The 22,463-nt window shown below is 68.5% G+C and carries 22 protein-coding genes; 19 read left to right on the forward strand and 3 right to left on the reverse strand.

Translation table 11 applies throughout. The annotated features are described in order from the left end of the window. Positions 1 to 6 precede the first annotated feature (6 nt). The 8 genes from JGR64_RS06590 to JGR64_RS06625 all read left to right on the forward strand — a co-directional run bounded on the left by JGR64_RS06590 (position 7) and on the right by JGR64_RS06625 (position 6,965). A complete protein-coding gene (locus JGR64_RS06590) occupies positions 7 to 309 on the forward strand; it encodes an integration host factor subunit beta (protein ID WP_199372597.1) in 303 nt (100 codons plus the stop codon). Positions 310 to 358: 49 nt separating this feature from the next. Beyond that, complete coding sequence (locus JGR64_RS06595; RefSeq protein WP_199372598.1) at positions 359 to 607, forward strand: lipopolysaccharide assembly protein LapA domain-containing protein; 249 nt, start codon at positions 359 to 361, stop codon at positions 605 to 607. 1 nt (position 608) lies between these two features. Then, positions 609 to 1,787: a lipopolysaccharide assembly protein LapB gene (lapB, locus tag JGR64_RS06600; RefSeq protein WP_199372599.1), complete on the forward strand. Its 1,179-nt coding sequence runs from the start codon at positions 609 to 611 to the stop codon at positions 1,785 to 1,787. Beyond that, entirely contained in the window at positions 1,727 to 2,812 is a 1,086-nt protein-coding gene (locus JGR64_RS06605) for a hypothetical protein (protein ID WP_233347994.1), read from the forward strand. The genes lapB and JGR64_RS06605 overlap by 61 nt, the downstream gene beginning before the upstream one ends. Beyond that, on the forward strand, positions 2,813 to 4,726 hold the full coding sequence (locus tag JGR64_RS06610) for a nucleoside-diphosphate sugar epimerase/dehydratase (protein ID WP_199372600.1): 1,914 nt from the start codon (positions 2,813 to 2,815) through the stop codon (positions 4,724 to 4,726). Further along, on the forward strand, positions 4,723 to 5,622 hold the full coding sequence (gene galU, locus JGR64_RS06615; protein WP_199372601.1) for a UTP--glucose-1-phosphate uridylyltransferase GalU: 900 nt from the start codon (positions 4,723 to 4,725) through the stop codon (positions 5,620 to 5,622). Before JGR64_RS06610 ends, galU begins: the two co-directional genes overlap by 4 nt. Before the next feature lie 121 nt (positions 5,623 to 5,743). After that, a complete protein-coding gene (locus JGR64_RS06620; protein ID WP_199372602.1) occupies positions 5,744 to 6,262 on the forward strand; it encodes a hypothetical protein in 519 nt (172 codons plus the stop codon). Between the two features lie 106 nt (positions 6,263 to 6,368). Continuing rightward, positions 6,369 to 6,965: a hypothetical protein gene (locus tag JGR64_RS06625; protein ID WP_199372603.1), complete on the forward strand. Its 597-nt coding sequence runs from the start codon at positions 6,369 to 6,371 to the stop codon at positions 6,963 to 6,965. Positions 6,966 to 7,019: 54 nt separating this feature from the next. Here the strand turns inward: JGR64_RS06625 and JGR64_RS06630 are convergent, their stop codons facing one another. The 3 genes from JGR64_RS06630 to JGR64_RS06640 all read right to left on the reverse strand — a co-directional run bounded on the left by JGR64_RS06630 (position 7,020) and on the right by JGR64_RS06640 (position 11,418). Continuing rightward, complete coding sequence (locus JGR64_RS06630) at positions 7,020 to 8,225, reverse strand: acetyl-CoA C-acyltransferase (RefSeq protein ID WP_199372604.1); 1,206 nt, start codon at positions 8,223 to 8,225, stop codon at positions 7,020 to 7,022. A gap of 31 nt (positions 8,226 to 8,256) precedes the next feature. Further along, positions 8,257 to 10,629, reverse strand: a complete 2,373-nt coding sequence (locus tag JGR64_RS06635) for a 3-hydroxyacyl-CoA dehydrogenase/enoyl-CoA hydratase family protein (protein WP_199372605.1) — start codon at positions 10,627 to 10,629, stop codon at positions 8,257 to 8,259. A gap of 171 nt (positions 10,630 to 10,800) precedes the next feature. Next, positions 10,801 to 11,418 (reverse strand): TetR/AcrR family transcriptional regulator, encoded by a 618-nt coding sequence (locus JGR64_RS06640; protein WP_199372606.1) that lies wholly within the window; start codon positions 11,416 to 11,418, stop codon positions 10,801 to 10,803. A 222-nt stretch (positions 11,419 to 11,640) separates the two neighbouring features. Between JGR64_RS06640 and ndk the strand changes: the two genes are divergently transcribed. From ndk to JGR64_RS06695, 11 genes are all read left to right on the forward strand, one after another. Further along, positions 11,641 to 12,066 carry a nucleoside-diphosphate kinase gene (gene ndk / locus JGR64_RS06645; RefSeq protein ID WP_199372607.1) on the forward strand — a complete coding sequence of 142 codons (426 nt, stop codon included), beginning with the start codon at positions 11,641 to 11,643 and terminating at the stop codon, positions 12,064 to 12,066. 82 nt (positions 12,067 to 12,148) lie between these two features. Further along, a complete protein-coding gene (gene rlmN / locus JGR64_RS06650) occupies positions 12,149 to 13,309 on the forward strand; it encodes a 23S rRNA (adenine(2503)-C(2))-methyltransferase RlmN (RefSeq protein WP_234447012.1) in 1,161 nt (386 codons plus the stop codon). Continuing rightward, positions 13,296 to 14,111: a tetratricopeptide repeat protein gene (locus JGR64_RS06655; protein ID WP_233347995.1), complete on the forward strand. Its 816-nt coding sequence runs from the start codon at positions 13,296 to 13,298 to the stop codon at positions 14,109 to 14,111. Before rlmN ends, JGR64_RS06655 begins: the two co-directional genes overlap by 14 nt. Further along, positions 14,111 to 14,926 carry a RodZ domain-containing protein gene (locus JGR64_RS06660; RefSeq protein ID WP_199373214.1) on the forward strand — a complete coding sequence of 272 codons (816 nt, stop codon included), beginning with the start codon at positions 14,111 to 14,113 and terminating at the stop codon, positions 14,924 to 14,926. Before JGR64_RS06655 ends, JGR64_RS06660 begins: the two co-directional genes overlap by 1 nt. 133 nt (positions 14,927 to 15,059) lie before the next feature. Then, positions 15,060 to 15,704: a tetratricopeptide repeat protein gene (locus tag JGR64_RS06665; RefSeq protein WP_199372609.1), complete on the forward strand. Its 645-nt coding sequence runs from the start codon at positions 15,060 to 15,062 to the stop codon at positions 15,702 to 15,704. Then, the gene (bamB, locus tag JGR64_RS06670; RefSeq protein ID WP_199372610.1) at positions 15,701 to 16,912 is read left to right on the forward strand and encodes an outer membrane protein assembly factor BamB; all 1,212 of its coding nucleotides are present in this window, start codon (positions 15,701 to 15,703) and stop codon (positions 16,910 to 16,912) included. The genes JGR64_RS06665 and bamB overlap by 4 nt, the downstream gene beginning before the upstream one ends. A gap of 3 nt (positions 16,913 to 16,915) precedes the next feature. Continuing rightward, positions 16,916 to 18,331: a ribosome biogenesis GTPase Der gene (der, locus tag JGR64_RS06675; RefSeq protein ID WP_199372611.1), complete on the forward strand. Its 1,416-nt coding sequence runs from the start codon at positions 16,916 to 16,918 to the stop codon at positions 18,329 to 18,331. Further along, on the forward strand, positions 18,328 to 18,903 hold the full coding sequence (locus JGR64_RS06680) for an NTP transferase domain-containing protein (RefSeq protein ID WP_199372612.1): 576 nt from the start codon (positions 18,328 to 18,330) through the stop codon (positions 18,901 to 18,903). The genes der and JGR64_RS06680 overlap by 4 nt, the downstream gene beginning before the upstream one ends. Then, a complete protein-coding gene (glp, locus tag JGR64_RS06685; protein WP_199372613.1) occupies positions 18,900 to 20,135 on the forward strand; it encodes a gephyrin-like molybdotransferase Glp in 1,236 nt (411 codons plus the stop codon). The genes JGR64_RS06680 and glp overlap by 4 nt, the downstream gene beginning before the upstream one ends. Positions 20,136 to 20,213: 78 nt before the next feature. Then, positions 20,214 to 21,350 carry a molybdopterin-synthase adenylyltransferase MoeB gene (moeB, locus tag JGR64_RS06690; RefSeq protein ID WP_199372614.1) on the forward strand — a complete coding sequence of 379 codons (1,137 nt, stop codon included), beginning with the start codon at positions 20,214 to 20,216 and terminating at the stop codon, positions 21,348 to 21,350. A 122-nt stretch (positions 21,351 to 21,472) separates the two neighbouring features. After that, positions 21,473 to 22,459 carry a DUF2272 domain-containing protein gene (locus tag JGR64_RS06695; protein WP_199372615.1) on the forward strand — a complete coding sequence of 329 codons (987 nt, stop codon included), beginning with the start codon at positions 21,473 to 21,475 and terminating at the stop codon, positions 22,457 to 22,459. Positions 22,460 to 22,463 lie beyond the last annotated feature (4 nt).

Below are 22,463 nucleotides of genomic sequence, written 5' to 3' on the forward strand. Positions count from 1 at the left end.
GGCAACATGACCAAGTCCGAACTGATCGAAATCCTCACCCAGCGCCAGGGGCACCTGAAGGCCGACGACGTCGACCTCGCGGTGAAGTCGCTGCTGGAGATGATGGGCGGCTCGCTGGCCACCGGCGAACGCATCGAAGTGCGCGGTTTCGGCAGCTTCTCCCTGCATTACCGTCCACCCCGCACCGGGCGCAATCCCAAGACCGGTGATGCCGTGGCATTGCCCGGCAAGCATGTCCCACACTTCAAGCCCGGCAAGGAGCTTCGCGAGCGCGTCAGCGACGTGATGCCATTGCCTCCCGAGGACTGACCGCTCCACGTCTGTCTGCGGGACGTGGGCTCGGCTAAGCTAGCGGCCTATGCGTCCTTTCCGAATCCTGTTCGCCCTTGCATGCCTCGCCGCAGGCGTTGCCGTGGGTGCGCTCAACCCGCAAGTGGTCGCCGTGGACTTCGGCATCGCCACGCTGCGCCCGACCCTCGGGGTCGCGCTGCTGGCCACGCTGCTGCTTGGCGCCATCCTTGGCGGAATGGCGATCGTGGCCTCCGTTGTCCTGCCGCTGCAGCAGCGCCTGCGCCGCGCGCGCGCCACCCCCACCGACGCGAGCTGAGATGGCCTTCATCACCGAGTGGTTCTGGTTTTTCCTGCTGCTGCCCATCGCGGCGCTGTCGGGCTGGGTGATCGGCCGCCGTGGCGGCGAGCGCCACAGCGACAGCCAGGTCAGCAAGCTCTCAACAACCTATTTTCGCGGCCTGAACTACCTGCTCAACGAGCAGCCGGACAAGGCCATTGAGCTGTTCCTGCATATCGCCGAGCTCGACAAGGACACCTTCGAGACCCAGGTCGCGCTTGGCCACCTGTTCCGCCGTCGCGGCGAGGTCGATCGCGCCATCCGCCTGCACCAGGGCCTGGTGCAGCGCCCGGACCTCAACGACCAGCAGAAGGTGCAGGCGCTGCTGGCGCTGGGCGAGGACTACATGCGCTCGGGCCTGCTCGACCGCGCCGAGACCGTGTTCACCGACCTCGCGCAGATCGACCAGCGCGCGCCGCAGGCGTTGAAGCACCTGATCGGCATCTACCAGTCGGAGCGCGACTGGCCGAAGGCGATCGAGAACGCCACCCGCTACGAGGCCGCGACCGGCGAGCCGATGGGCAAGCTGGTGGGGCAGTTCGAATGCGAGCTCGCCGAGCGCCTGCGCGTGGCCGGAGATCGCGATGCCGCACGTTCCGCGATCGCGCGCGCCTATGCGGCTGATTCGACCTCGGTGCGAGCCGGCATGCTCGAGGGAAAGCTGGAGATCGATGCCGGCAATGACACTGCCGCCATCCGCGCGTTCGAGCGCGCCGCGCGCCATGATCCGGATTTCCTGCCCGAACTCCTGCCAGCCCTGCTCGCGGCGTATGCGCGGGTCGGTGATGGCCCCGGCGCGCGCACGTTCCTGACCGAGATGGCCGAGCACTACAGCGGCGTCGCGCCGGTGTTGGCACTGACCCGGCTGGTGCAGGCGGAGGAGGGCGTGTCGGCCGCGCGTGGCTACCTGGCGCAGCAGTTGAAGGACCGACCTTCGGTCCGGGGCGAGGCCGCGCTGATCGAACTCGCGCTCGCCGATGGCGTCGAACACGGTGAGACGCTGGAACAACTGCGCCACATCACCGACCAGCTGCTGGTGCGAAATCCGAGCTATCGCTGCAATCGCTGCGGGTTTGGCGCGCGAAGCCACCATTGGCAATGCCCGTCCTGCAAGGAATGGGGCACGATCAAACCGCTTTTGAATTACGCAGTGGTCTGAGCGTGGCCGGCGTGGAGTGGACTTGGCTCGTGCCCTGGTTGCTGGCGTCTGCGGTGATCGCGGCCATCGGTGCGCGCGGGGCCCGCTGGCATGCGCTGCGCCACCAGCTGCTTGACCATCCAGGCGAGCGGCGCAGCCACAAGGTGCCGACTCCGCGCGGTGGCGGGATCGGCATCGCCCTCGCCTGGGGGTTGGCGTGGCTGGTTGCGCCGTGGCTGTTGCAGGTGCCGGTCACGCTGGCGGCCGCCGTCCTGGCGGGGTTGCTGCTGGTCGGTGGCGTTGGCTTCGTCGACGACCACCGGACGCTGTCGGCGTGGTGGCGGCTTGCGGCACATGTCGCGGCGGGCGCGTTGATCGCGGTTGCATTGGCTGCCAACGGCGCACTTCCCTGGCAGGCGCTGTTCGCGCTGGTCGCAGTGCCGGTACTCGTCAACGTATGGAATTTCATGGACGGCATCGACGGACTGGCGGCGAGCCAGGCCGCGCTGGTCGCGCTCGCGGTCGCCCTGCTTTCGGGGATGGCCAGCGCAGGCGCTGTCCTGGCCCTGGTGCTGGTCGCGGCTTGCGCGGGGTTCCTGCCGATGAATTTCCCGCGTGCGCGGATTTTCCTGGGGGATGTCGGCAGCGGCACGCTTGGCTACGCCATTGCGGTCCAGGCGAGTGTCCTCGTATGGTCCGACGTGGGTGGAGCCGGGCTGCTTCCGGTCCTCCTGCTGCCGCTCTCCGCCTTCCTGGTTGACGCGACATTGACATTGGCCTGGCGCATCGTGCGTGGTGAGACGTGGTGGACGGCGCACGTGCAGCATTCCTACCAGCAGCTGGCATTCAGCTTCGCCGACCATCGACCGGTCACACTGCTATATGGCGCATGGACAGCGTGTGCGTTGCTGCTTGCAGTTGTCGCAGCGTCGCGAGTGGCATCATTTCGTTTTTCCGCGGCGGCTGTGTGCCTGCTGGTCGCGGCAGTTGCATGGCGCGCTGCACGGGGGAGCGTCGGGCACCCAGACAAGCAGGATCGCCATTAGATGACCTTCTGGAAGGACAGGTTCAGGATTGCATTGCCGCGCTACGCCGTTGTCGCCCACGACCTGTTGATGGTGTGGGTGGCCTGGTCCGGCCTCAACTATTTCCGCCAACCCGGGCTGGGCGGCACCGCCGACGGCGCGGTACTGACACCCGAGATCACCCTCATCCTGCTGGTCCAGGGATTGATCTTCTGGCAGGTGGGCCTTTACCGGGGCGTGTGGCGCTTTGCCAGCATCCCGGACCTCGTGAACATCATGAAAGCGAGCATGTTCGGCCTGCTCGCAATCGTGCCGCTGCTGTTCTTCGTCTTCGACCGTGCCGGGCAGATTCCGCGCACGGTGATGCTCGCCTACCCGGTTGTCCTGTCGGCACTGCTCGGGATGCCCAGGCTGCTGTACCGGGCATGGAAGGACCACGGCACTTCGCGGACCGACCAGGCCGCACTGCGCGTGCTGATCCTTGGCGCCGGGCAAGCCGGCGAAGCGCTGGTCCGTGACCTGCGCCGTGCTGGCGCGTACCAGCCGGTGGGGTTCCTGGACGATGCCGCCAAGCTTCGCGGCAGTTACCTGCAGGGGCTGCCGGTGCTCGGCAAGATCGAGGACCTTGGCCGCATCGCGCCGGAGACCGCGGCGCAGCTGCTGGTCATCGCAATGCCGTCGCTCGACGCCACCACCATGCGACGCGTCGTCGCCGCCTGCGAGCGCACCGGCCTTCCGTTCCGTACGGTGCCACGGCTCAACGACCTGCTGGAAGGCCGGTCGCTGCCGGGTGAACTCAAGGAGGTCGCGATCGAGGACCTGCTGGGCCGCAAGCCGGTCACGCCCGACTGGAAGGCGATCCGTGGCTGGCTCGGCGGGCGCAGCGTGCTGGTCACGGGCGCGGGCGGGTCCATCGGCGCCGAGCTTTGCCGCCAGTGCGCCCGCCATGGTGCCCGCCAGATCACGCTGATAGAGATGGATGAGCTGGCGCTGGCCACCACCGAAGCCGAGTTGCGCAGGGACTTCCCGCAGATCGAATGCATTCCCGTGCTTGGCGACTGCGGCGACCCGGCCGTGGTCCGCCACGCGCTGGCGCTGTCGTCACCGGAGGCGGTGTTCCACGCTGCCGCCTACAAGCAGGTGCCGGTACTGGAATCGCAGCTGCGCGAAGCCGTGCGCAACAACGTGCTGGCCACCGAGACCGTCGCCCGCGAGGCGCAGGCCGCGGGTGTGGGCGCGTTCGTACTCATCTCCACGGACAAGGCCGTGGACCCGGTCAACGTGCTGGGCGCGACCAAGCGCCTGGCGGAGATGGTGTGCCAGGCGATGACGAGGCGCGGGAACACCCGTTTCGTGACGGTCCGGTTCGGCAACGTGCTCGACTCGGCCGGCAGCGTCGTTCCGCTGTTCCGTGCACAGATCCGCCAGGGCGGGCCGGTGACTGTCACCGACCCGGAGGTCACGCGCTATTTCATGACCATTCCCGAGGCCTGCCAGCTGATCCTCCAGGCGGTGGCGATCGGCTCCATCGAGGCGGTCTACACGCTCGACATGGGCGAGCCGGTCTCGATCCGCCTGCTTGCCGAACAGATGATCACATTGGCCGGCAAGCAGCCCGGGCGCGATATCGCGATCGTGTACACCGGCCTCCGCCAGGGCGAGAAACTCCACGAGACGTTGTTCCACGCGGAGGAGCGCTACCGCCCGACCGCGCATCCCAAGATCCTCCAGGCGGAAGCGCGCGACGTGGTGACCGAACGCATCGAGGCGGCGATCGCGCGCATGCACGACGCCGTGGGCCGCTACGATGTGGAAGCGCTGGGCCGGCTGTTGCGTGACTCGGTCCCCGAGTTCGCGCCCCTCAAGGCGCAGGATGAACAGAAGATGGCGGCCACGGTGGTCGCTTTCCCCGCAAGGAACGCGAGAAAGACATGACGCAACGCATCCGCAAGGCGGTTTTCCCGGTGGCAGGGCTCGGCACCAGGTTCCTGCCCGCCACCAAGACGGTTCCGAAGGAGATGCTGCCGATCGTCGACCGCCCGCTGATCCAGTACGCGGTGGACGAGGCCGTGGAAGCCGGCTGCGACACGCTGATCTTCGTGACCAACCGCTACAAGCACGCGGTGGCCGACTACTTCGACAAGGCCTACGAGCTCGAGCAGAAGCTGGAAAAAGCGGGCAAGCACGAATTGCTTGATGTGATCCGCAACGTGCTTCCCGCTGGGGTACGCGCGGTGTTCGTCACCCAGACCGAAGCGCTGGGGCTGGGCCACGCCGTTCTCTGTGCCAAGGCGGTCGTCGGGGACGAGCCGTTTGCCGTGATGCTGCCCGACGACCTGATCTGGAACCGCGGCCCGGGGGCGCTGGCGCAGATGGCCGACCTGGCCGAGGCGTCCGGCGCCAGCGTGATCGCCACGCAGACCGTGCCGAGGGAACAGACGTCGAGCTACGGCATTGTCGCCACCCGCGAGTTCCAGGACCGTGTTGGCCGGATCACCGCGATGGTGGAGAAGCCGTCACCCGAGGACGCCCCGAGCGACCTGGCGGTGGTAGGGCGCTACGTCCTGTCACCGCGCATCTTCTCGCTGCTCGAGGACACGCCGCCCGGGCGGGGCGGGGAGATCCAGCTCACCGACGCGATTTCCGCCCTGCTGGCCGAGGAAGAAGTGCTGGCCTACCGGTTCCAGGGCACCCGCTTCGACTGCGGTACCCACATAGGCCTGATCGAGGCCACCATACGCCATGCACTGGACCACGAACTCCTCAGTGAGGCGGCCCAGGGGTTCATGCGAGATGCATTGGCTGAATTGGGCGTAGTCGACTCGCAGTAAAGATTGATCGAGGCGCGCGTGACAGCTTCACGGAGGTATGGTTATAGTCGCCGGGTCGGGGGGCGCGCAGTGCGTCCCTACGTCAAGTGACTGCACATCACCCTAGGGAGAGATCCATTCCATGAAGCTTGTATCCACATTTGCCGCGCTGACGCTCGCGGCAGCCGCGACCTATAGCATTCCTGCCACTGCCCAGACTGTGCACGCCAATGGCTCGCAGCCGGCTGCCCGCTGCCAGGGCGCCCTGCCGGCGTTCGAAACCGCCATCCGCAAGCGCCCGCTCGCCATCCAGAACGAAGGCACCTCGTCGAGCTTCATCACCTGCGGCTTCGAGTTCGACAGCTACGAAGCCGTCGACAATTCGGCGCTGATGGTTGACACCTACTTCACCAACAACACCGCTGCACCGGTTTCGCTGACCTGCACCGCCGTGACCGGGTGGCAGACTGGTGACAACGAGTTCATCAGCCTGACCGAGGTGATTGCGCCCGGTGCCCAGAGCGAAAACATGGTCTGGTACGCCGAGGACTTCCCCGGCGGTGGCCTCGCCACGGGCCTGGTCGCCATCAGCTGCAACCTGCCTGTCGGCGTGGGCGTGAACGATACCTACATCTACTGGGCGTCGGACGACGCGGTCTGATCCAGCAGTTGCAGGAAATCGCAGGGGCGCCGGTCTATCCGGCGCCTTTTCGTTTCAGGGGTGTCAAGGGCTGTGCAGCCCGCATCCACAGAGGCCAAGCCGACGCATGAATCGCAACAACAAGACCCCCCTCGTCGTCGCCGCGGTGCTGGTTGCCGCGGTGGTCATCGGTACGATCGCGATGCGCGGCCAGCGTGACCCCGCACGAGATGCGGCCCTGTCCGAGGCTCCCGCGGCGAATGCTGTCGCACAAACCGCCCCGGCACCCGGCAACCGGCCGTCACGATCCCCGGCCAGGCAGGGCGCCTCGACCGAAGCCCAGCTGATCGATCATGTCGCACGCCGCGCGCAGCGTCGCGACGAGCAGATGGCGCGCACCGCCGCCTTGAAGAAGCAGTCCGCCGAGCGGTTCGCCGCCGAGCAGGTGGACCCGGCGTGGGCACCGCAGAAGGAAGCCGAGCTGGCGGGCATTGCCGGCCAATCCGGCTTCGAAACGGCCGGCGTCAGGCCGACCAGCCTGAGCATGGACTGCAAGAGCAGCATGTGCAAAATCGACGGGCAATTCGCCAGCAATGGCGAAGCGGAAGACTGGATCCTGATCTACATGTCCAGCGTCGGTTCCGCGATGCCCAGCTCCGTGGTGTCGCGCACCCAGAACCCCGACGGCAGCACCCGCGTCGAGATCTACGGCCGGGCGCGCTGACTCGCCATGATCCGCGCGATGCGCTGATCGCATCGCGCGGATCATCCCGTTCTGTCAGAGCGCCTCGAAAATGCCAGCGGCGCCCATGCCGGTGCCGATGCACATCGTCACCATTCCGTATTTCTGCGCCCGCCGCCGCATGCCGTGGACGATGGTGGCCGTGCGCACCGCGCCCGTGGCTCCGAGCGGATGCCCCAGCGCGATTGCACCGCCCAGCGGGTTGATCCTTGACGGATCGAGCCCGCAATCGCGTATCACCGCCAGCGCCTGCGCGGCAAAAGCTTCGTTGAGCTCGATCCAGTCGAGTTGGTCACGGGTCAGGCCCGCCTGTTTCAGCGCCTTCGGGATGGCCGCGATCGGTCCGATCCCCATCACTTCGGGGCGCACGCCGGCCACCGAGAACGACACGAAGCGGGCAAGCGGCGTCAGGCCGTAGTCCTTGATGGCCTGCTCGGACGCAAGCAGCACCGCGCCCGCACCGTCGCTCATCTGCGAGGAGTTTCCGGCAGTCACGGTGCCCCCGAACTGGCCGTTGCGGAACACCGGTCGCAGCTTGGCCAAGCCTTCCGCCGACGTATCGGCACGCGGGCCCTCGTCGTGCTCGACGAGCAGCTTCTTCGTGCGGATGGTCTTGCCGCCGAGGTCGGGCTGGCGCGAGAGCACTTCGTAGGGGCTGATCTCGTCGCGGAACTCGCCGTCCTTGGCAGCCGCCAGCGCCTTGAGGTGCGAGTCGACCGCGAACGCATCCTGGTCCTCGCGCGAGACCTTCCATTCCTCGGCAACCTTTTCCGCGGTGATGCCCATGCCATAGGCGATGGCCACGTGGTCGTCGCGGAACACGCTGGGTGACAACGCCACCTTGTTGCCCATCATCGGCACCATGCTCATGCTCTCGGTGCCGCCGGCGAGCACCAGGTCGGCGTTGCCCAGCCGGATCTGGTCGGCCGCCAGCGCGACCGCCTGGAGGCCGGAGGCGCAGAAGCGGTTGACGGTCTGCGCCGCCAGTGCATCCGGCAAGCCGGCCAGCAGCACGCCGATGCGTGCCACGTTCATGCCTTGCTCGGCCTCGGGCATGGCGCAGCCGATGATGGCGTCATCGATGCGGTTGACGTCGATGCCCGGCGCCTGCGCGACGACGGCCTTCAGCACGTGCGCCAGCATGTCGTCGGGCCGGGTGTTGCGGAACACGCCCTTGGGCGCCTTGCCCACCGGAGTGCGGGTGGCGGCGACGATGTAGGCGTCCTGGATCTGCTTGCTCATGTTGGTCTTGTCCTGTGTCGTCGGGCGCGCGTCAGTTGCGCAGCGGCTTGCCGGTCTTGAGCATGTGCGCGATGCGCGCCTGGGTTTTTTCCTGCTGCGCGAGCTCCACGAAGTGCTGGCGCTCGAGGCGCAGCAGCCAGTCCTCGTCGACGAGCGCGCCGCGGTCGACCTCGCCTCCGCACAGCACGGTGGCGATGCGGCTGGCGATCTCGTAGTCGTACTCGCTGATGAAACGGCCCTCCAGCATGTTGACCAGCAGCATCTTGAAAGTCGCGATGCCGACGTCACCGGCCACGCGAACCTGGCGGGCGGGCATCGGCGGGCGGTAGCCGCCTTCGGCAAGCGCCGCCGCTTCGTGGCGCGCGACGTGCAGAAGCTCGAAGGCGTTGAACACGACCCGGTCGCCGGCGCGCATCAGGCCGAGCTCCTTGGCCTCGACCGCCGAGGCAGAAGCCTTGGCCATCGCGACGGTCTCGAACACGCGCTTGAGTTCGGCGAACACGTCGCCGTTCGGCCCCGCGGCCTGCGAGGCCCGCACCGCGAGCTCCTTCAGGCCGCCGCCGGCCGGCAGCAGGCCGACGCCGGCCTCGACCAGCCCGACGTAGCTCTCGAGGTGGGCGACGGTTCGGGCACTGTGCATCTGGAACTCGCAGCCTCCGCCAAGAGCCAGGCCGCGCACCGCGGCCACCACCGGCACCAGCGAATACTTGATCGCCTGGCTGGTGGCCTGGAAGTTCTTCACCATGGCTTCGAACGCATCGACCTTGCCCGCCTGCAGCAGCCCGAGCGCACCGGCCAGGTCCGCGCCGGCCGAGAACGGCTCCTTCGGCTGCCAGATCACCAGGCCGGCGAAATCGCGCTCGGCGCGCGCCACCGCTTCCTGCAGGCCGTCCAGCACATGGTCGGACACCGTGTGCATCTTGGTCTTGAACGACGCCACTGCGACGTCGTTGCCGTCGGTCCACATGCGGATGCCGTCGTTCTCGAACACCGTCTCGCCCTTGGCGAACGACTCGCCCAGCAGCGGATCCGGGAAGCGCTGGCGCTTGTATACCGGCAGCGCGGAGCGCGGAAGCCGGGCGTTCTTGCCCGGGCTGTAGCTGCCCTCGGCCGAATGCACCCCATCGCGGCCGTCGAACACCCAGTCGGGCAGGGGAGCGTCGCTCATCGCCTTGCCGGCGACGATGTCGTCCGCGATCCACTGCGCGACCTGCTTCCAGCCCGCCGCCTGCCAGGTCTCGAACGGGCCGAGCGACCAGCCGTAACCCCAGCGGATTGCCAGGTCGACATCGCGCGCGGTCTCGGCGATGTCGGCCAGGTGGTAGGCGCTGTAGTGGAACAGGTCGCGGAAGGTGGCCCAGAGGAACTTGGCCTGGGGGTGGTCGCTGGCGCGCAGTTTCGCGAACTTCTCGACCGGGTCGCGCGTCTTCAGGATTTCGACCACCTCGGGCGCCGCCGCGCGGTCGGCGGGGCGGTAATCACCGGCCGCCGGGTCGACGACCATGATGTCCTTGCCTACCTTGCGGAAGATGCCGGCACCGGTCTTCTGGCCCAGCGCGCCCTTCTCGACAAGCGCGGCGAGCCACTTCGGCGACTTGAAGTACTTGTGCCAGGGATCGTCGGGCAGGGTGTCGGCCATGGTCTTGATGACGTGGGCCATGGTGTCCAGGCCGACGACATCGGACGTGCGATAGGTCGCCGACTTCGGGCGCCCCACCAGCGGCCCGGTCAGCGCATCGACCTCGTCGAACCCGAGCCCCGACTCGCGGGTGTGGTGGATGGTCGACAGGATCGAGAACACGCCGATGCGGTTGCCGATGAAGTTCGGCGTGTCGCGGGCGTACACGACGCCCTTGCCCAGCGTGGTGGTCAGGAACGTCTCCAGCCCCTGGAGCACGGCCTTGTCGGTGCTGCGCGCGGGAATCAGCTCCGCCAGGTGCATGTAGCGCGGCGGGTTGAAGAAGTGCACGCCGCAGAAGCGGCTGCGCAGGGATTCCGGCAGCACGTCGGCCAGCTTGTTGATGCCCAGGCCCGAGGTGTTGCTGGCGAGCACGGCGTGGTCGGCGATGAACGGCGCGATCTTCGCGTACAGATCCTGCTTCCAGTCCATGCGCTCGGCGATCGCCTCGATGACCAGGTCGCAGTCCTTGAGACGCTGCAGCGCGAGTTCGTAGTTGGCCGGGGTGATCGCCGTGGCGAGATCTTTCGACGCCAGCGGGGCCGGGCTCAGCTTTCCGAGGTTGGCGATCGCCCTGGTGACGATGCCGTTCGGATCACCGTCCTTGGCCGGCAGGTCGAACAGCACCGTGTCGACGCCGGCATTGGTCAGGTGGGCCGCGATCTGCGCTCCCATCACCCCGGCGCCGAGTACCGCGGCCCTGCGCACAAGCAATTTCTCGGACATGTTTCCTGGCTCCATGAGGGACTCGTTCATCAGTCCGGGTCCGTGCCGACATGCGCGGATCGCCGGGTATGCAGCCCAGGCCGTCCGATGGGAGGCCTGGTGGATTGTCAATCAACTTGAACTACATGTTCCAGTGTATTGATTTCAAACAATTTGATTGTTGGTCTCGCGTCAGCTTTTGAGGCCGGCCGCCGCGAAGCGGATCAATTCCTCGGCGGCGCGCTTTCGGTGCGCAACCTCGCTGACCGTCGCGGGCCGCTTGATCAGGCCGAACTCCGACATTGCGTAGGTCAGCGCGCCCGCCAGGAAGTCCAGGCGCCAATAGAGCTGCTCCTTGTCCAGCTGCGGCACGCACTCGGCGATCGCCTTGGCGAACTCGCGCAGCACGTGGCCGTACTGTTCGGACAGAAACTTGCGCAGGCCGTCGTTTTTCTCGGCGTAGGCGCGGGCGATCACGCGGATGAAGGCAACCCCGCCCTGGCGGTCCCGGGCGAGCGCCAGCGCGGGCTCGATGAATGCCGCCAGCAGCGGCTCCAGGGCGCCGGGCGAGGTCTCGCGGGCCTCGGCGAGGAGTTCGAGGCGGCGCCGGCTCATCTCGTCCATGCGGCGGCGGAAGACCTCGTTGATCAGGTTTTCCTTGCTGCCGAAGTGGTAGTTGACCGCCGCGATATTGACGTCGGCGCGGCTGGTCACCTGGCGCAACGACGTGCCGCCGAAGCCGTGCAGCGCGAACAGTTCCTCGGCGGCTCCGAGGATCCTGTCCTTGGTCGAGAATTGGGTGGTCACCATGGCTGCGGGGGAACCGCTCCTGAATCAAACGCTTGTTTTGATACTAGGTGCAGGCCGCCGCTCCGGTCAATCGCCGATCATGTCGGAAGTGCGTGCAGGCGGCGTGTGCGTTCCGGTAGAATCACACTAGCCATATCGGCTAAACCCGCGCCCTGCGTGGGTTTTTTCTGTTACCTTCTGGGACTGCCTGAGACATGGCGGCCCGCCTTCCGGAGATTTCCCATGGCGCTGGAGCGCACCCTGTCCATCATCAAGCCCGATGCCGTCGCCAAGAACGTCATCGGCGAGATCTATGCCCGCTTCGAGAAGGCCGGCCTCAAGATCGCCGCCGCGAAAATGAAGCAGCTGTCGCGCGCGGAGGCCGAAGGCTTCTACGCCGTGCACCGCGAGCGCCCGTTCTTCAACGCACTGGTCGAGTTCATGATCAGCGGCCCGGTGATGATCCAGGTACTGGAAGGCGAGGGTGCCGTGCTCAAGCACCGCGACCTGATGGGCGCCACCAACCCGAAGGATGCCGCCGCGGGCACGATCCGCGCCGACTTCGCCGACTCCATCGACGCGAACGCCGTGCACGGTTCCGACGCTGCGGATACCGCCGCCGTCGAGATCGCGTACTTCTTCCCGTCGACCGACGTTTACGCTCGTTGATCTTTTTTGCCACGGATTTGCGCGGTGGCCGCGCCCTTGATCCGCGTGATCCGTGGCAAATGCTCTTGACCCTAGAAGCCCAGTGACCGAATCCACAGACAAGCAGAACCTGCTCGACCTCGATCGCGAGGGCCTGGAGCGCTTTTTCGCCGACGAACTCGGCGAGAAGCGTTTCCGTGCGCATCAGGTGATGAAGTGGATCCACCACCGCCACGTCACCGACTTCGACGAGATGACCGATCTCGGCAAGCCCCTGCGCGCGAAGTTGCTGGAGCGCGCCGAGGTGATCGTGCCGCAGGTGCATTTCGACAAGCCTTCCACCGACGGCACCCACAAGTGGCTGCTGGGCATGGATGGCAAGAACGCCATCGAGACCGTGTACATCCCGGACAAGGGGCGCGGCACGCTGTGCGTGTCGTCCCAGGTCGGCTGCGCGCTCAACTGCCAGTTCTGCTCCACCGCGACCCAGGGCTTCAACCGAAACCTGTCCACCGCCGAGATCATCGGCCAGGTGTGGGTTGCGGCGAAGCACCTCGGCAACATTCCCCACAAGCAGCGGCGCCTCACCAACGTGGTGATGATGGGCATGGGCGAGCCGCTGATGAACTTCGACAACGTGGTGCGCGCGATGAGCGTGATGCGCGACGACCTCGGCTACGGCCTGGCCAACAAGCGCGTGACCCTCTCCACCGCCGGCATGGTGCCGATGATCGACCGGCTGTCCGAAGAAAGTGACGTCTCGCTGGCCGTGTCCCTGCATGCCGCCAACGACGAGCTGCGCACCGAACTCGTCCCGCTCAACAAGAAGTACCCCATCGCCGAGCTGATGGCCGCCTGCGAACGCTACGTGCGCCGCAAGCCGCGCTCGTCGATCACCTTCGAATACACGCTGATGAAGGACGTCAACGACCAGCCGGTGCACGCGCGCCAGCTGGCCCGGCTGATGCGCCAGTTCGGCAACGCGCTCCAGGTGAAGGATGCCGCCAAGGTCAACCTGATTCCGTTCAACCCGTTCCCGGGCACGCGTTTCCAGCGCTCCGGCGAGGACGAGATCCGCGCATTCCAGAAGCTGCTGCTCGATGCGCAGGTGCTGACCATGGTGCGGCGCACGCGTGGCGACGACATCGATGCCGCCTGCGGCCAGCTCAAGGGCCAGGTGGCCGACCGCACCCGCCGCCAGGCCGAGTTCCGCAAGCACCTCGAACAGGTCACGGGCGGGGAGGGCGGTGATGCGGCGGCTTGAATTCTTCGGCCTGGTGATCGCCTGCACGCTGGTGGCCGCCGGCTGCTCGCGACTCACGTTCATAAAGCCGAGCGCGCAGCGCGGCGACTCGACGCAGATCGCGCCCGTGTACGACTTCAGCGATGACAGCAAGTCGCGCGGCAAGACGTCCGCACGCGGCCACCTGCTGCGTGGCGAACAGGCATTGCACGCGGGCCGGTACGCCGACGCCGCCAGCGAGGCGCGACAGGCGATGAAGGTCGACGGCCGCGACGCCGATGCGCACACGCTGCTTGCATTGGCGCTCGAGAACCAGGGCGAGGATCGCGATGCCGGCAAGCACTATGCGCGCGCCGCCGAGCTCAAGCCCTCAGGTGCCACCTTGAACAACAACGGCGCCTGGCTGTGCCGCAACGGCCGCGCCGCCGAGTCGATCACGTGGTTCGACCGCGCCCTGGCCGACCGCAGCTACGCCAGCCCCGCCTCGGCGCTGGCCAACGCAGGCGCCTGTGCCGATGCCGGCGGCCAGCCGGGGCGCGCCGAGCGCGACCTGCGCGCGGCACTGGCCCTCGATCCGGTCAACGCCGTCGGCCTGGAGGCGCTGGCCAGGCATTTGCACGGGCGCGGGGAATACTTCGAGGCGCGGGCATTCTCGCAACGTCGGCTGGACGCGGGGCCGGCGTCGCCGGCCGCGCTGCAACTTGCGTCACAGATCGAGGAAAAGCTCGGCGACAAGGCTGCCGCCGCTCGTTATGTTCAGCGCCTGCGGACGGAATTCCCGCACGCGCAGGCAGTGCTGCCCGGGGACAGCAGTTCACGATGATGCCGCCAGACAAGAATGTGGCCGCCGATGCCGACTACGGCTGTGGCCGCCGCCTACGCAATGCCCGCGAGGCCGCGGGCCTCTCCATCGAAGACGTTGCCGCCAGGCTGCGGATGCCGGTGCGCGTTGTCGAGTCGCTCGAGGCCGAGGACTGGAGCCGGCTGGGCGCGCCGGTCTACGTGCGCGGACAGTTGCGCAGCTATTCGCGCCTGCTGGGCCTGTCCACCGCCACCATGCAGGCCGTAGTCGGGGTCGCCCCGGTGGAGCCGGTGACACTGGTGCCGCGCACCTACGTGCCACGCATGCAGATTGTGGCCGAACAGTTCGCCAAGCGCCTGGTGTACGTGGTGATCACCGCAGCCATCGCACTGCCGGTGTGGCTGGCCACCAGACCGCATCTCGCCACGCAGGGTGCCGAATCCGCCTCGCTTGACGTGCCTGTGGCCTCCACGGCTCGCCAGTCCGGCGCGCCAGGGGTCGCCGGGGCTCGCCAGCCTGTGCCTCTGGTTGCCTCGATGGCGCCGGTCGCGCAGCGCTCCAGCAGCGCGGCGGTGGCGCTCGAACTGCGGCTGGTCGACGACAGCTGGGTGGAAATCACCGGCAGTGACGGGCGCGTCATCGAGCAGTCGCTGCTGCGCGCAGGCACCACACGCAGCTTCGCCACCGGCGAGGTTGGGGGCATGGTGTTCGGCAACGCGTCCGCGGTCGAGCTGCGGCGCAACGGGGCCGAGCTGGACCTCGCACCGTTCCTTCGGGCGAACGTCGCCCGCTTTACGGTATCCTCTGACGGATCGCTGGTACCCGCTGGTCGTTGACCAGGGGTGCCACGGCAGCGGTGGCCCGCAAGGCGGGCCATCCGCGTGCAACCGAGGACCCGTTCGCGGGTCACATTCCTTCCCATAGCTGCCCGCGGATACGCCGGGTGGCTCGCAGCCCGATCGGATGGTCATGGCAGTAGACGAGTTGCTCGATGAGCACGAACAGGGCGAGCGTGTTCGCCAGTGGGTGCGCGAAAACGCCCTTGGCGTTGTCGCCGGCATTGCGGTGGCACTCGGCCTGGTCTGGGGCTTCCAGCAGTGGCAGGACCACCGCCTGGATCAGCGCATGGCGCAGAGCGACGCCTACGCCGCGGTGAACGCGAGCATTGCCGCCGGTGATCTGGACAAGGCCCGCGAGCTTGCAGCCGCTGCCGACCTGCACGACGGCGCGTTCGCGGCATTGCTCGCGCTTGACCTGGCGAAAGCGCAGGTCGATGCCGGTGACACCGAAGCCGCCACCGCGACGCTGTCCGCCCTCACCGATCCGGGCCCCGCGCTCGAGTCGGTCGTTGCGCGCCGCCTGGCGAGCCTGCATGTCGCTGCGGGCAAGGCCGACGAGGCGCTGGCGGTGCTGGGCGACGCCACCGATGCCGGCAGCCTCGAAACCCGAGGCGATGCACACATGGTGGCCGGTCGTGCGGACGATGCGCGCGAAGCCTACACCGCGGCCCTCGCCGCGCTTGATGTCGCCGCGGTGCCGCAGCGGCGCCTGCTCGAAATCAAGTTGATCGATGCCGGCGGCGTGCCGGCCCACACGGAGAGCGACGCCCGATGACCGAAGCACAGCGCACCAGCCCAACCCGGGCCGGTTCCCGATTCGCCACCCGCGCCGCGACCATCCTGGTCTGCCTGGCCGTGGTCACGGGCTGCAGCACCGTCAAGGGCTGGTTTGGCGGCAAGGGCGACGACGCCAAGGCCGGCGAGCCGGCCGAGCTCGTCAAGTTCGAAGCCACCGCAACGCCCACCCGCATCTGGAAGGCCAGCGCCGGCAAGGGCGAAGGCTCCACCGGCGTACGCCAGGGCCCGGCAGTGGCCGATGGCAGGGTATTCGCTGCCTCGATCAAGGGCGGCGTCCGCGCATTTGATCTGCAGTCCGGGGCACAGGCCTGGCATCACGCAAGCGACCTGCGCCTGTCCGGCGGCCCGGGAGCCGGCGATGGGCTGGTGGTCGTGGGCAGCCTCGACGGTGAATTGGTGGCGCTGGATGCGGCCACCGGAGCGGAACGTTGGACGGCGAAGGTCGTCAGCGAAGTCATTGCCGCGCCCACGATCGGCCAGGGGCTGGTACTGGTGCGCTCCAATGAAGGGCGTGTCACCGCGTTCGACGCGTCCAATGGCGAGCGGCGCTGGTTCTGGGTCCAGGACCTGCCTTCGCTCACCGTGCGCGGCAACGCGCCGGTGACCCTGGGGCCCGGGCACGCCTTCGTCGGCCTGGACGACGGCCGCGTGGTCGCGCTTGCGCTCGGCGATGGGCGGGTGCTCTGGGAGCAACCGATCTCGCTTGGCGACGGCCGCACCGAACTCGATCGCATGGCGGACGTCGACGGCGCTCCGGTGCTCGACGGCCCGGTCCTGTTCGCAACCAGCTACAAGGGCCGGACGATGGCCTTCGAGGCGCCGAGCGGGCGCCCGATCTGGGCAGCGGAGAGCGGTGGCGCAGGCGGCGTTTCAGTGGGCAGCGACCGGCTCGTCGTGAGTGACAAGGCCGGCACCGTGTGGGCCATCGACAAGTACGTCGGTACTTCCTACTGGCGGCAGCCCGCTCTGACCAACCGCAACCTGGGTCCGGCGCGGATCCACGGCAGCTATGCCGTGGTCGGCGACTTCGATGGCTACCTGCACTGGATGCGCCTGCTGGACGGCGAGTTCGTGGCGCGCGAGCGTGCGGGCCGCAATGCCCTGGCTGGTCCGCCGGTGGTGGCCGACGGCATCCTCGTGGTGCAGGACGTCGACGGCGATATCAGCGCCTGGCGCATTGACTGACCCATGTTCCCACTGGTCGCTCTGGTTGGTCGCCCGAACGTCGGGAAGTCGACGCTTTTCAATGCGTTGACGCGCACGCGTGACGCGCTGGTCCATGACCAGCCGGGTGTGACCCGGGATCGCCATTACGGGGTCTGCCGGCTGGACGAGGACCGTCCCTTCGCGCTGGTCGATACCGGCGGCATCTCTGCCGGCAATGTCCATCTCGAAACCGGCAACCTGGCCGGCGCCACCGCGCGCCAGGCCCGCGCCGGCGCCGAGGAGGCCGACCTGGTGCTGTTCGTCGTCGATGGCCGCGAAGGCCCTTCGGCGCTCGACGACGAGATTCTCGCCTGGCTGCGCAAGGCGTCGCGTCCAACGTTCCTGGTGGTCAACAAGACCGACGGCATCGACGCGCGCGAATCGCTCGCGGAGTTCTCGCGCTACGGCTTCAGCGATGTCTTCGCGGTGTCGTCGGCGCACCGCCACGGCATCGACGACCTGGTGGACGAGATCCTGGCGAAGTTGCCCGAGCAGGGCGAAGCCCCCGTGCCGGACAATGATCCGGAGCGTGTCCGCGTCGCCTTCGTCGGGCGCCCCAACGTCGGCAAGTCGACGCTGGTCAACCGCATCCTCGGCGAGGAGCGGATGATCGCCTCCGAAGTCGCCGGCACCACGCGCGATTCGATTGCCGCCGACCTCGAGCGCGACGGCCGCCGCTACCGGCTGGTCGACACCGCCGGCATCCGCCGCAAGTCGCGCGTCGACGAAGCGGTGGAGACCTTCTCGATCATCAAGACCCTGCAGTCGATCGAGCAGTGCCAGGTCGCCGTGGTGATGATCGACGCCAACGAAGGCGTGACCGACCAGGACGCCAGCGTGCTGGGTGCCGTGCTCGATGCCGGCCGTGCCCTGGTGGTGGCGGTGAACAAGTGGGATGGGCAGAGCGACTACCAGCGCGAGCAGGTCGAGTCGCTGCTGTCGCGCAAGCTGGCGTTCGTGGAGTGGGCGGAGGCGGTGCGCATCAGCGCGCTGCACGGCTCCGGCCTGCGCGAGCTGTTCCGCGCCATCCATCGCGCGCACGCCTCGGCCACGCGCCAGTTCAGCACCGCCGAAGTCACGCGTGCGGTCGAGGTGGCGTACGAATCCAATCCGCCGCCGGTGGTGCGCGGACATGCCGCCAAGCTGCGCTTCGCGCATCCCGGTGGTGAAAACCCGCCGACCATCGTCATCCACGGCACGCGCCTGCGCACGTTGCCCGACAGCTACAAGCGCTACCTCGAGAACTTCTTCCGCAAGCGCTTCAAGCTGGTCGGAACGCCCGTGCAACTGGTGTTCAAGGAAGGCGAGAATCCCTACAAGGACCGCAAGAACGTGCTCAGCGCGCGGCAGGTGGTCAAGAAGCGGCGGATGATCCGCCACGTCAAGCGCGGGAAGTGAACGCCGGGGCGACGACGCTCGGGCTCCTGGCCGGTGGACGCGCCACGCGCCTCGGCGGGATCGACAAGGCCTGGCTCGAACGCGGCGGCATGCCACAGGTGCTGCGGCTGGCGGAACGCGTCCGTGGCGAAGTGGACGCGGTGCTGGCCAGCGCCAACCGCGATCACGACCGCTATGCGGCGCACGACATGGATGCCGTCGCCGACCGGTTCACCGGCATCGGACCGCTCGGCGGCCTTGATGCCTTGGCCGAGGCATGCGCCACGCCGTGGCTGCTGACGCTGCCGGTCGACCTGCTCTCGGTGAACGACTGCCTGCTTCGCAGCCTGCGTGCGGCGGGCGCTGAAGGCGCATTTGCCGAAGACGATGATGGCGTCCAGCCGCTGGTCGCGCTGTGGCGCGTAGCCGCCCTGCGCGCGGCGCTGCCGGCAGTCATCGCGTCCGGCGCGCATGCGGTGCAGGACCTGCAGTCGAGCCTCGCCATGGCCTGTGTGCGGTTCGAAGGCGTGCGCTTCGGCAACCTCAACACGCCGGCGGACCTGGCCGCCGCCGGCATCGTCGCGTCGCCATGAGCGATCAGGCCCCGTTCCCGAGCCGGATCAGCCACGCCGAAGCGCTGGCGATCGTCCGCACGCTGGGCGTCGCCCGTGCCACGGGCGCGCAGGACGTGTCGCTTGCGCGCGCGCACGGCCATGTGCTGGCCGCGGACCTGGTGGCCGGCATTGCCCAGCCACCGTTCGACAATTCGGCGATGGACGGCTACGCGTTGCGCCATGTGGACCTCGTCCCCGACGGCATCACCCGGCTGCGGCTGGTGGGCGAGCAGTTTGCCGGCCGCGCGCAGCCGTTCCTGGTCGGCGCTGGTGAGTGCGTCCGCATCACCACCGGCGCGCCACTGCCTTCAGGTACGGACACCGTGGCCATGAAGGAGGACGCGCGTGTCGACGGTGACAAGGTTGATGTGCTGGTGGCGCCTGCGGCAGGCCGCCACGTGCGCCTGGCCGGCGAAGACTGCGTGCCCGGCGACCTCCTGCTGCGTGCGGGCGAGGTGCTCACCCCTGCGCGCGTCGCGCTTGCCGCGTCGCAAGGTGTTCCGACGCTGCCAGTCGCACGCCGCCCGACCGTGGCCGTATTCACCACCGGTGACGAGCTGGTCGAGCCGGGACTGCCGCTGGCGCCCGGGCAAATCCACAACAGCAACCGCGAACTGCTGATGGGCCTGCTGCGCGCCGACGGCCTGGAGCCGGTCGCGTGGCCCACGCTGCCCGATGATCCGGAGCAGGTCGAATCCGCGCTGCGCCACGCCGGGCATGCCTTCGACCTGGTGCTGACCTGCGGCGCGGTGTCGGTGGGCGAGAAGGACCATATTCCGGCGCTGTTGCAGGCCGAGGCGCGCATCGCGTTCTGGAAGGTCCGCATGAAGCCGGGCATGCCGGTGCTGCTGGCGGAAGGCGGCGGCCTCGGCGAAGCGCTGTTCCTGTGCCTCCCCGGCAACCCGGTCTCGGTGCTGGCGACATGGCTGACGCTCGGCCGCCCGCTGGTCGACGCCATGCAGGGCAGGACCGCCGCACGCCCGCGCTGGCGCGCAAGGTTGGCGACGCCGTGGCACAAGGGCCACGAGCGCCTCGAGTTCCTGCGCGGGCGGCTGGGGCAGGGCGCGGACGGTGTTCCGGAGGTCGAGCCGAGCCCCGCGGACGGCTCGCACCGGATGCGCGCGGCGGCGGATGCCGATGTCCTTCTGGTGCTCGAGGAGGGCGCGCGGGACTACCCCGCGGGAGCGTTCGTCGACGTGCTTCCGTGCTGAACCGCGCGAAGCGCGCATCATGTCGACCTCGGGTTTCCCGCAGTCGGCGAGGCGGCGGCGTTGGGCGATAATCACGGCATGCCTGCCAACGAAACCACGCCGCGCGAAGCGCAGCGGCGACTCACTGCCGGTGCCCGCCTGGTCGATGTGCGCGAAGAACACGAGTACGCAGCCGGCATGGCCGACGGCGCAGTCGGGATCCCCCGCGCCGAACTCGAGGACGATCCGGGCTTCCACTTCCCGGACCGCGATACCGAGCTGCTGCTGATCTGCCAGACCGGTGGCCGCTCGATGCTCGCCGCCGAGGCGCTGCAGCGGCTCGGCTATCGCAACGTCACCACGGTTCGCGGCGGCACGCTGCGCTGGATCGCCGAAGGCCTGCCGGTCACGCGTCCCGCGGCGCACGAGGTCGACCGCGATTTCCACGAACGCTACTCGCGCCACCTGCTCCTGCCGGAAGTGGGCTCGCGTGGACAGCGCCGCCTCGAGGCTTCCCACGTGCTGATGCTGGGCGCCGGCGGGCTGGGATCGCCCGCGGCGTTCTACCTGGCCGCGGCCGGCATCGGCCACCTGCGCATCGCAGACGACGACATCATCGAGCGCAGCAACCTGCAGCGCCAGATCCTGCATACCGACGCCGACATCGGCATGGCCAAGGTCGACTCGGCCGAGACCCGCCTGTCGGCGCTGAACCCGCGCATCAAGGTCGAGGCGATCCGCGAGCGGGTCACGTCCGCCAACGTCGAGCGCCTGCTCGAGGGCATTGACCTGGTGGTGGACGGTGCCGACAACTTCGCCGTGCGCTACCTGCTCAACGACGCCTGCGTGAAGCTCGGCATACCGCTGGTCTACGGCGCCGTGCACCGCTTCGAAGGCCAGGTGAGCGTGTTCGACGCGGGCCGCCACCGCGGTCAGGCGCCGTGCTACCGCTGCCTGTTCCCCGAGCCGCCACCGCCGGAGTCCGCACCCAACTGCAGCGAGGCCGGCGTGCTCGGCGTACTCCCGGGCGTGATCGGCATGCTGCAGGCAACCGAGGCGCTGAAGCTCCTGCTGCACGTCGGCGAGCCGCTCGCCGGCCGCCTGCTGCATTTCGACGCCCTGGGCATGCGGTTCCGCGAAACCAGGCTGCCGGCGGATCCTGGCTGCGCGGTATGCGCGCCGGGCACGCCGTTCCCCGGCTACATCGACTACGCGGCGTTCTGCGCCGGCGGCTGATGCCGCGCCGCTGTCGCCAGCGCGTGAGCGCCTGGCGGCCGCGATGTCCTAGGCTGGGTACTTGATCCGGGGAGCGACGATCGATGGCCAGTCCTTCAAGTTGGCGAGTGCTGGGTTGCGTAATGGTCTTCTGGCTGCTGGGCGCGGCCTGGCCCGCGCATGCCGCCGATCCCTGCCCGCTGCTGCGGGCGCAGACGGGCGCGCCCGCCGCCGTCACCCGCGTCGCCGCGATCGCCTGCGACGAACACCAGCTCTGGTTCCGGCCGTTCATCGATCGCGACGGGCGCCTGGCCGGCTCGCAGGTGCGCGAGGCCGAGGCGGCGCTGCTCGCCAATGGCCAGCCGGCGTGGCTGCGCGTGGTGGACTACTGGCGCGGCAGCGGCCTGCTGTATCAGGCCCTTCAGCGCCCCGGCGCGAACGACTGCGTGCGCGCCGGCGGCCCGTACGCGGCGCCCGCCTGCCGCGGCTTCATTGTCGACACCCCGTGGTCGGCCGCTTTCGTGTCGTGGGTGCTGGGCCGCGCCGCGCTGCCGGGGTTCCGGGGTTCGGCAAGTCACGTCGGCTACGTGCGCGACGCCTATCGCGATCCCGAAGGCAGCGCCTACCGGGTTGCCGATCCGCGTGCGGTGCGGCCGGGGCAGGGCGACCTGCTGTGCTACGTGCGTGTGGCTGCGCGCAGCTACGGGTTCCCCGGGCTCGCCAGCCTGCTGAGTGGCGACGACGCCGGGCTCGGCATGCACTGCGACATCGTGGTCGCCGTGCAGCTGGGCGATGCCACGGCCTATCTCGTCGGTGGCAACGTTCTGGACGGCGTGACGATGCGACTGCTGCCGCTCACGCCTGGCGGGCAGTTCGCCGAGCTGCCGGCGCGTGCAGCCGATGGCGCCACGTGCACACCGGACACGCCGGCGGCCTGCAATGCCAACCGCCAGGACTGGGCGGTGCTGCTGCAGCTGCGTCCGGCGACGGAGTTGGCGCGATTGCTGCCGGCACGCCCGGTCCCGCCGCCTGCCGCGGCACCTGCGTCGCCGCAGTGCTGCATCAACTGCGTGGTTGGATCCGGTGTGCCGCGCTGCCCTGCAGGCGCACCCCCGAATCGGGGACAATGACGGC

Source organism: Luteimonas sp. MC1572, assembly GCF_016615815.1.
Lineage (GTDB): Bacteria > Pseudomonadota > Gammaproteobacteria > Xanthomonadales > Xanthomonadaceae > Luteimonas.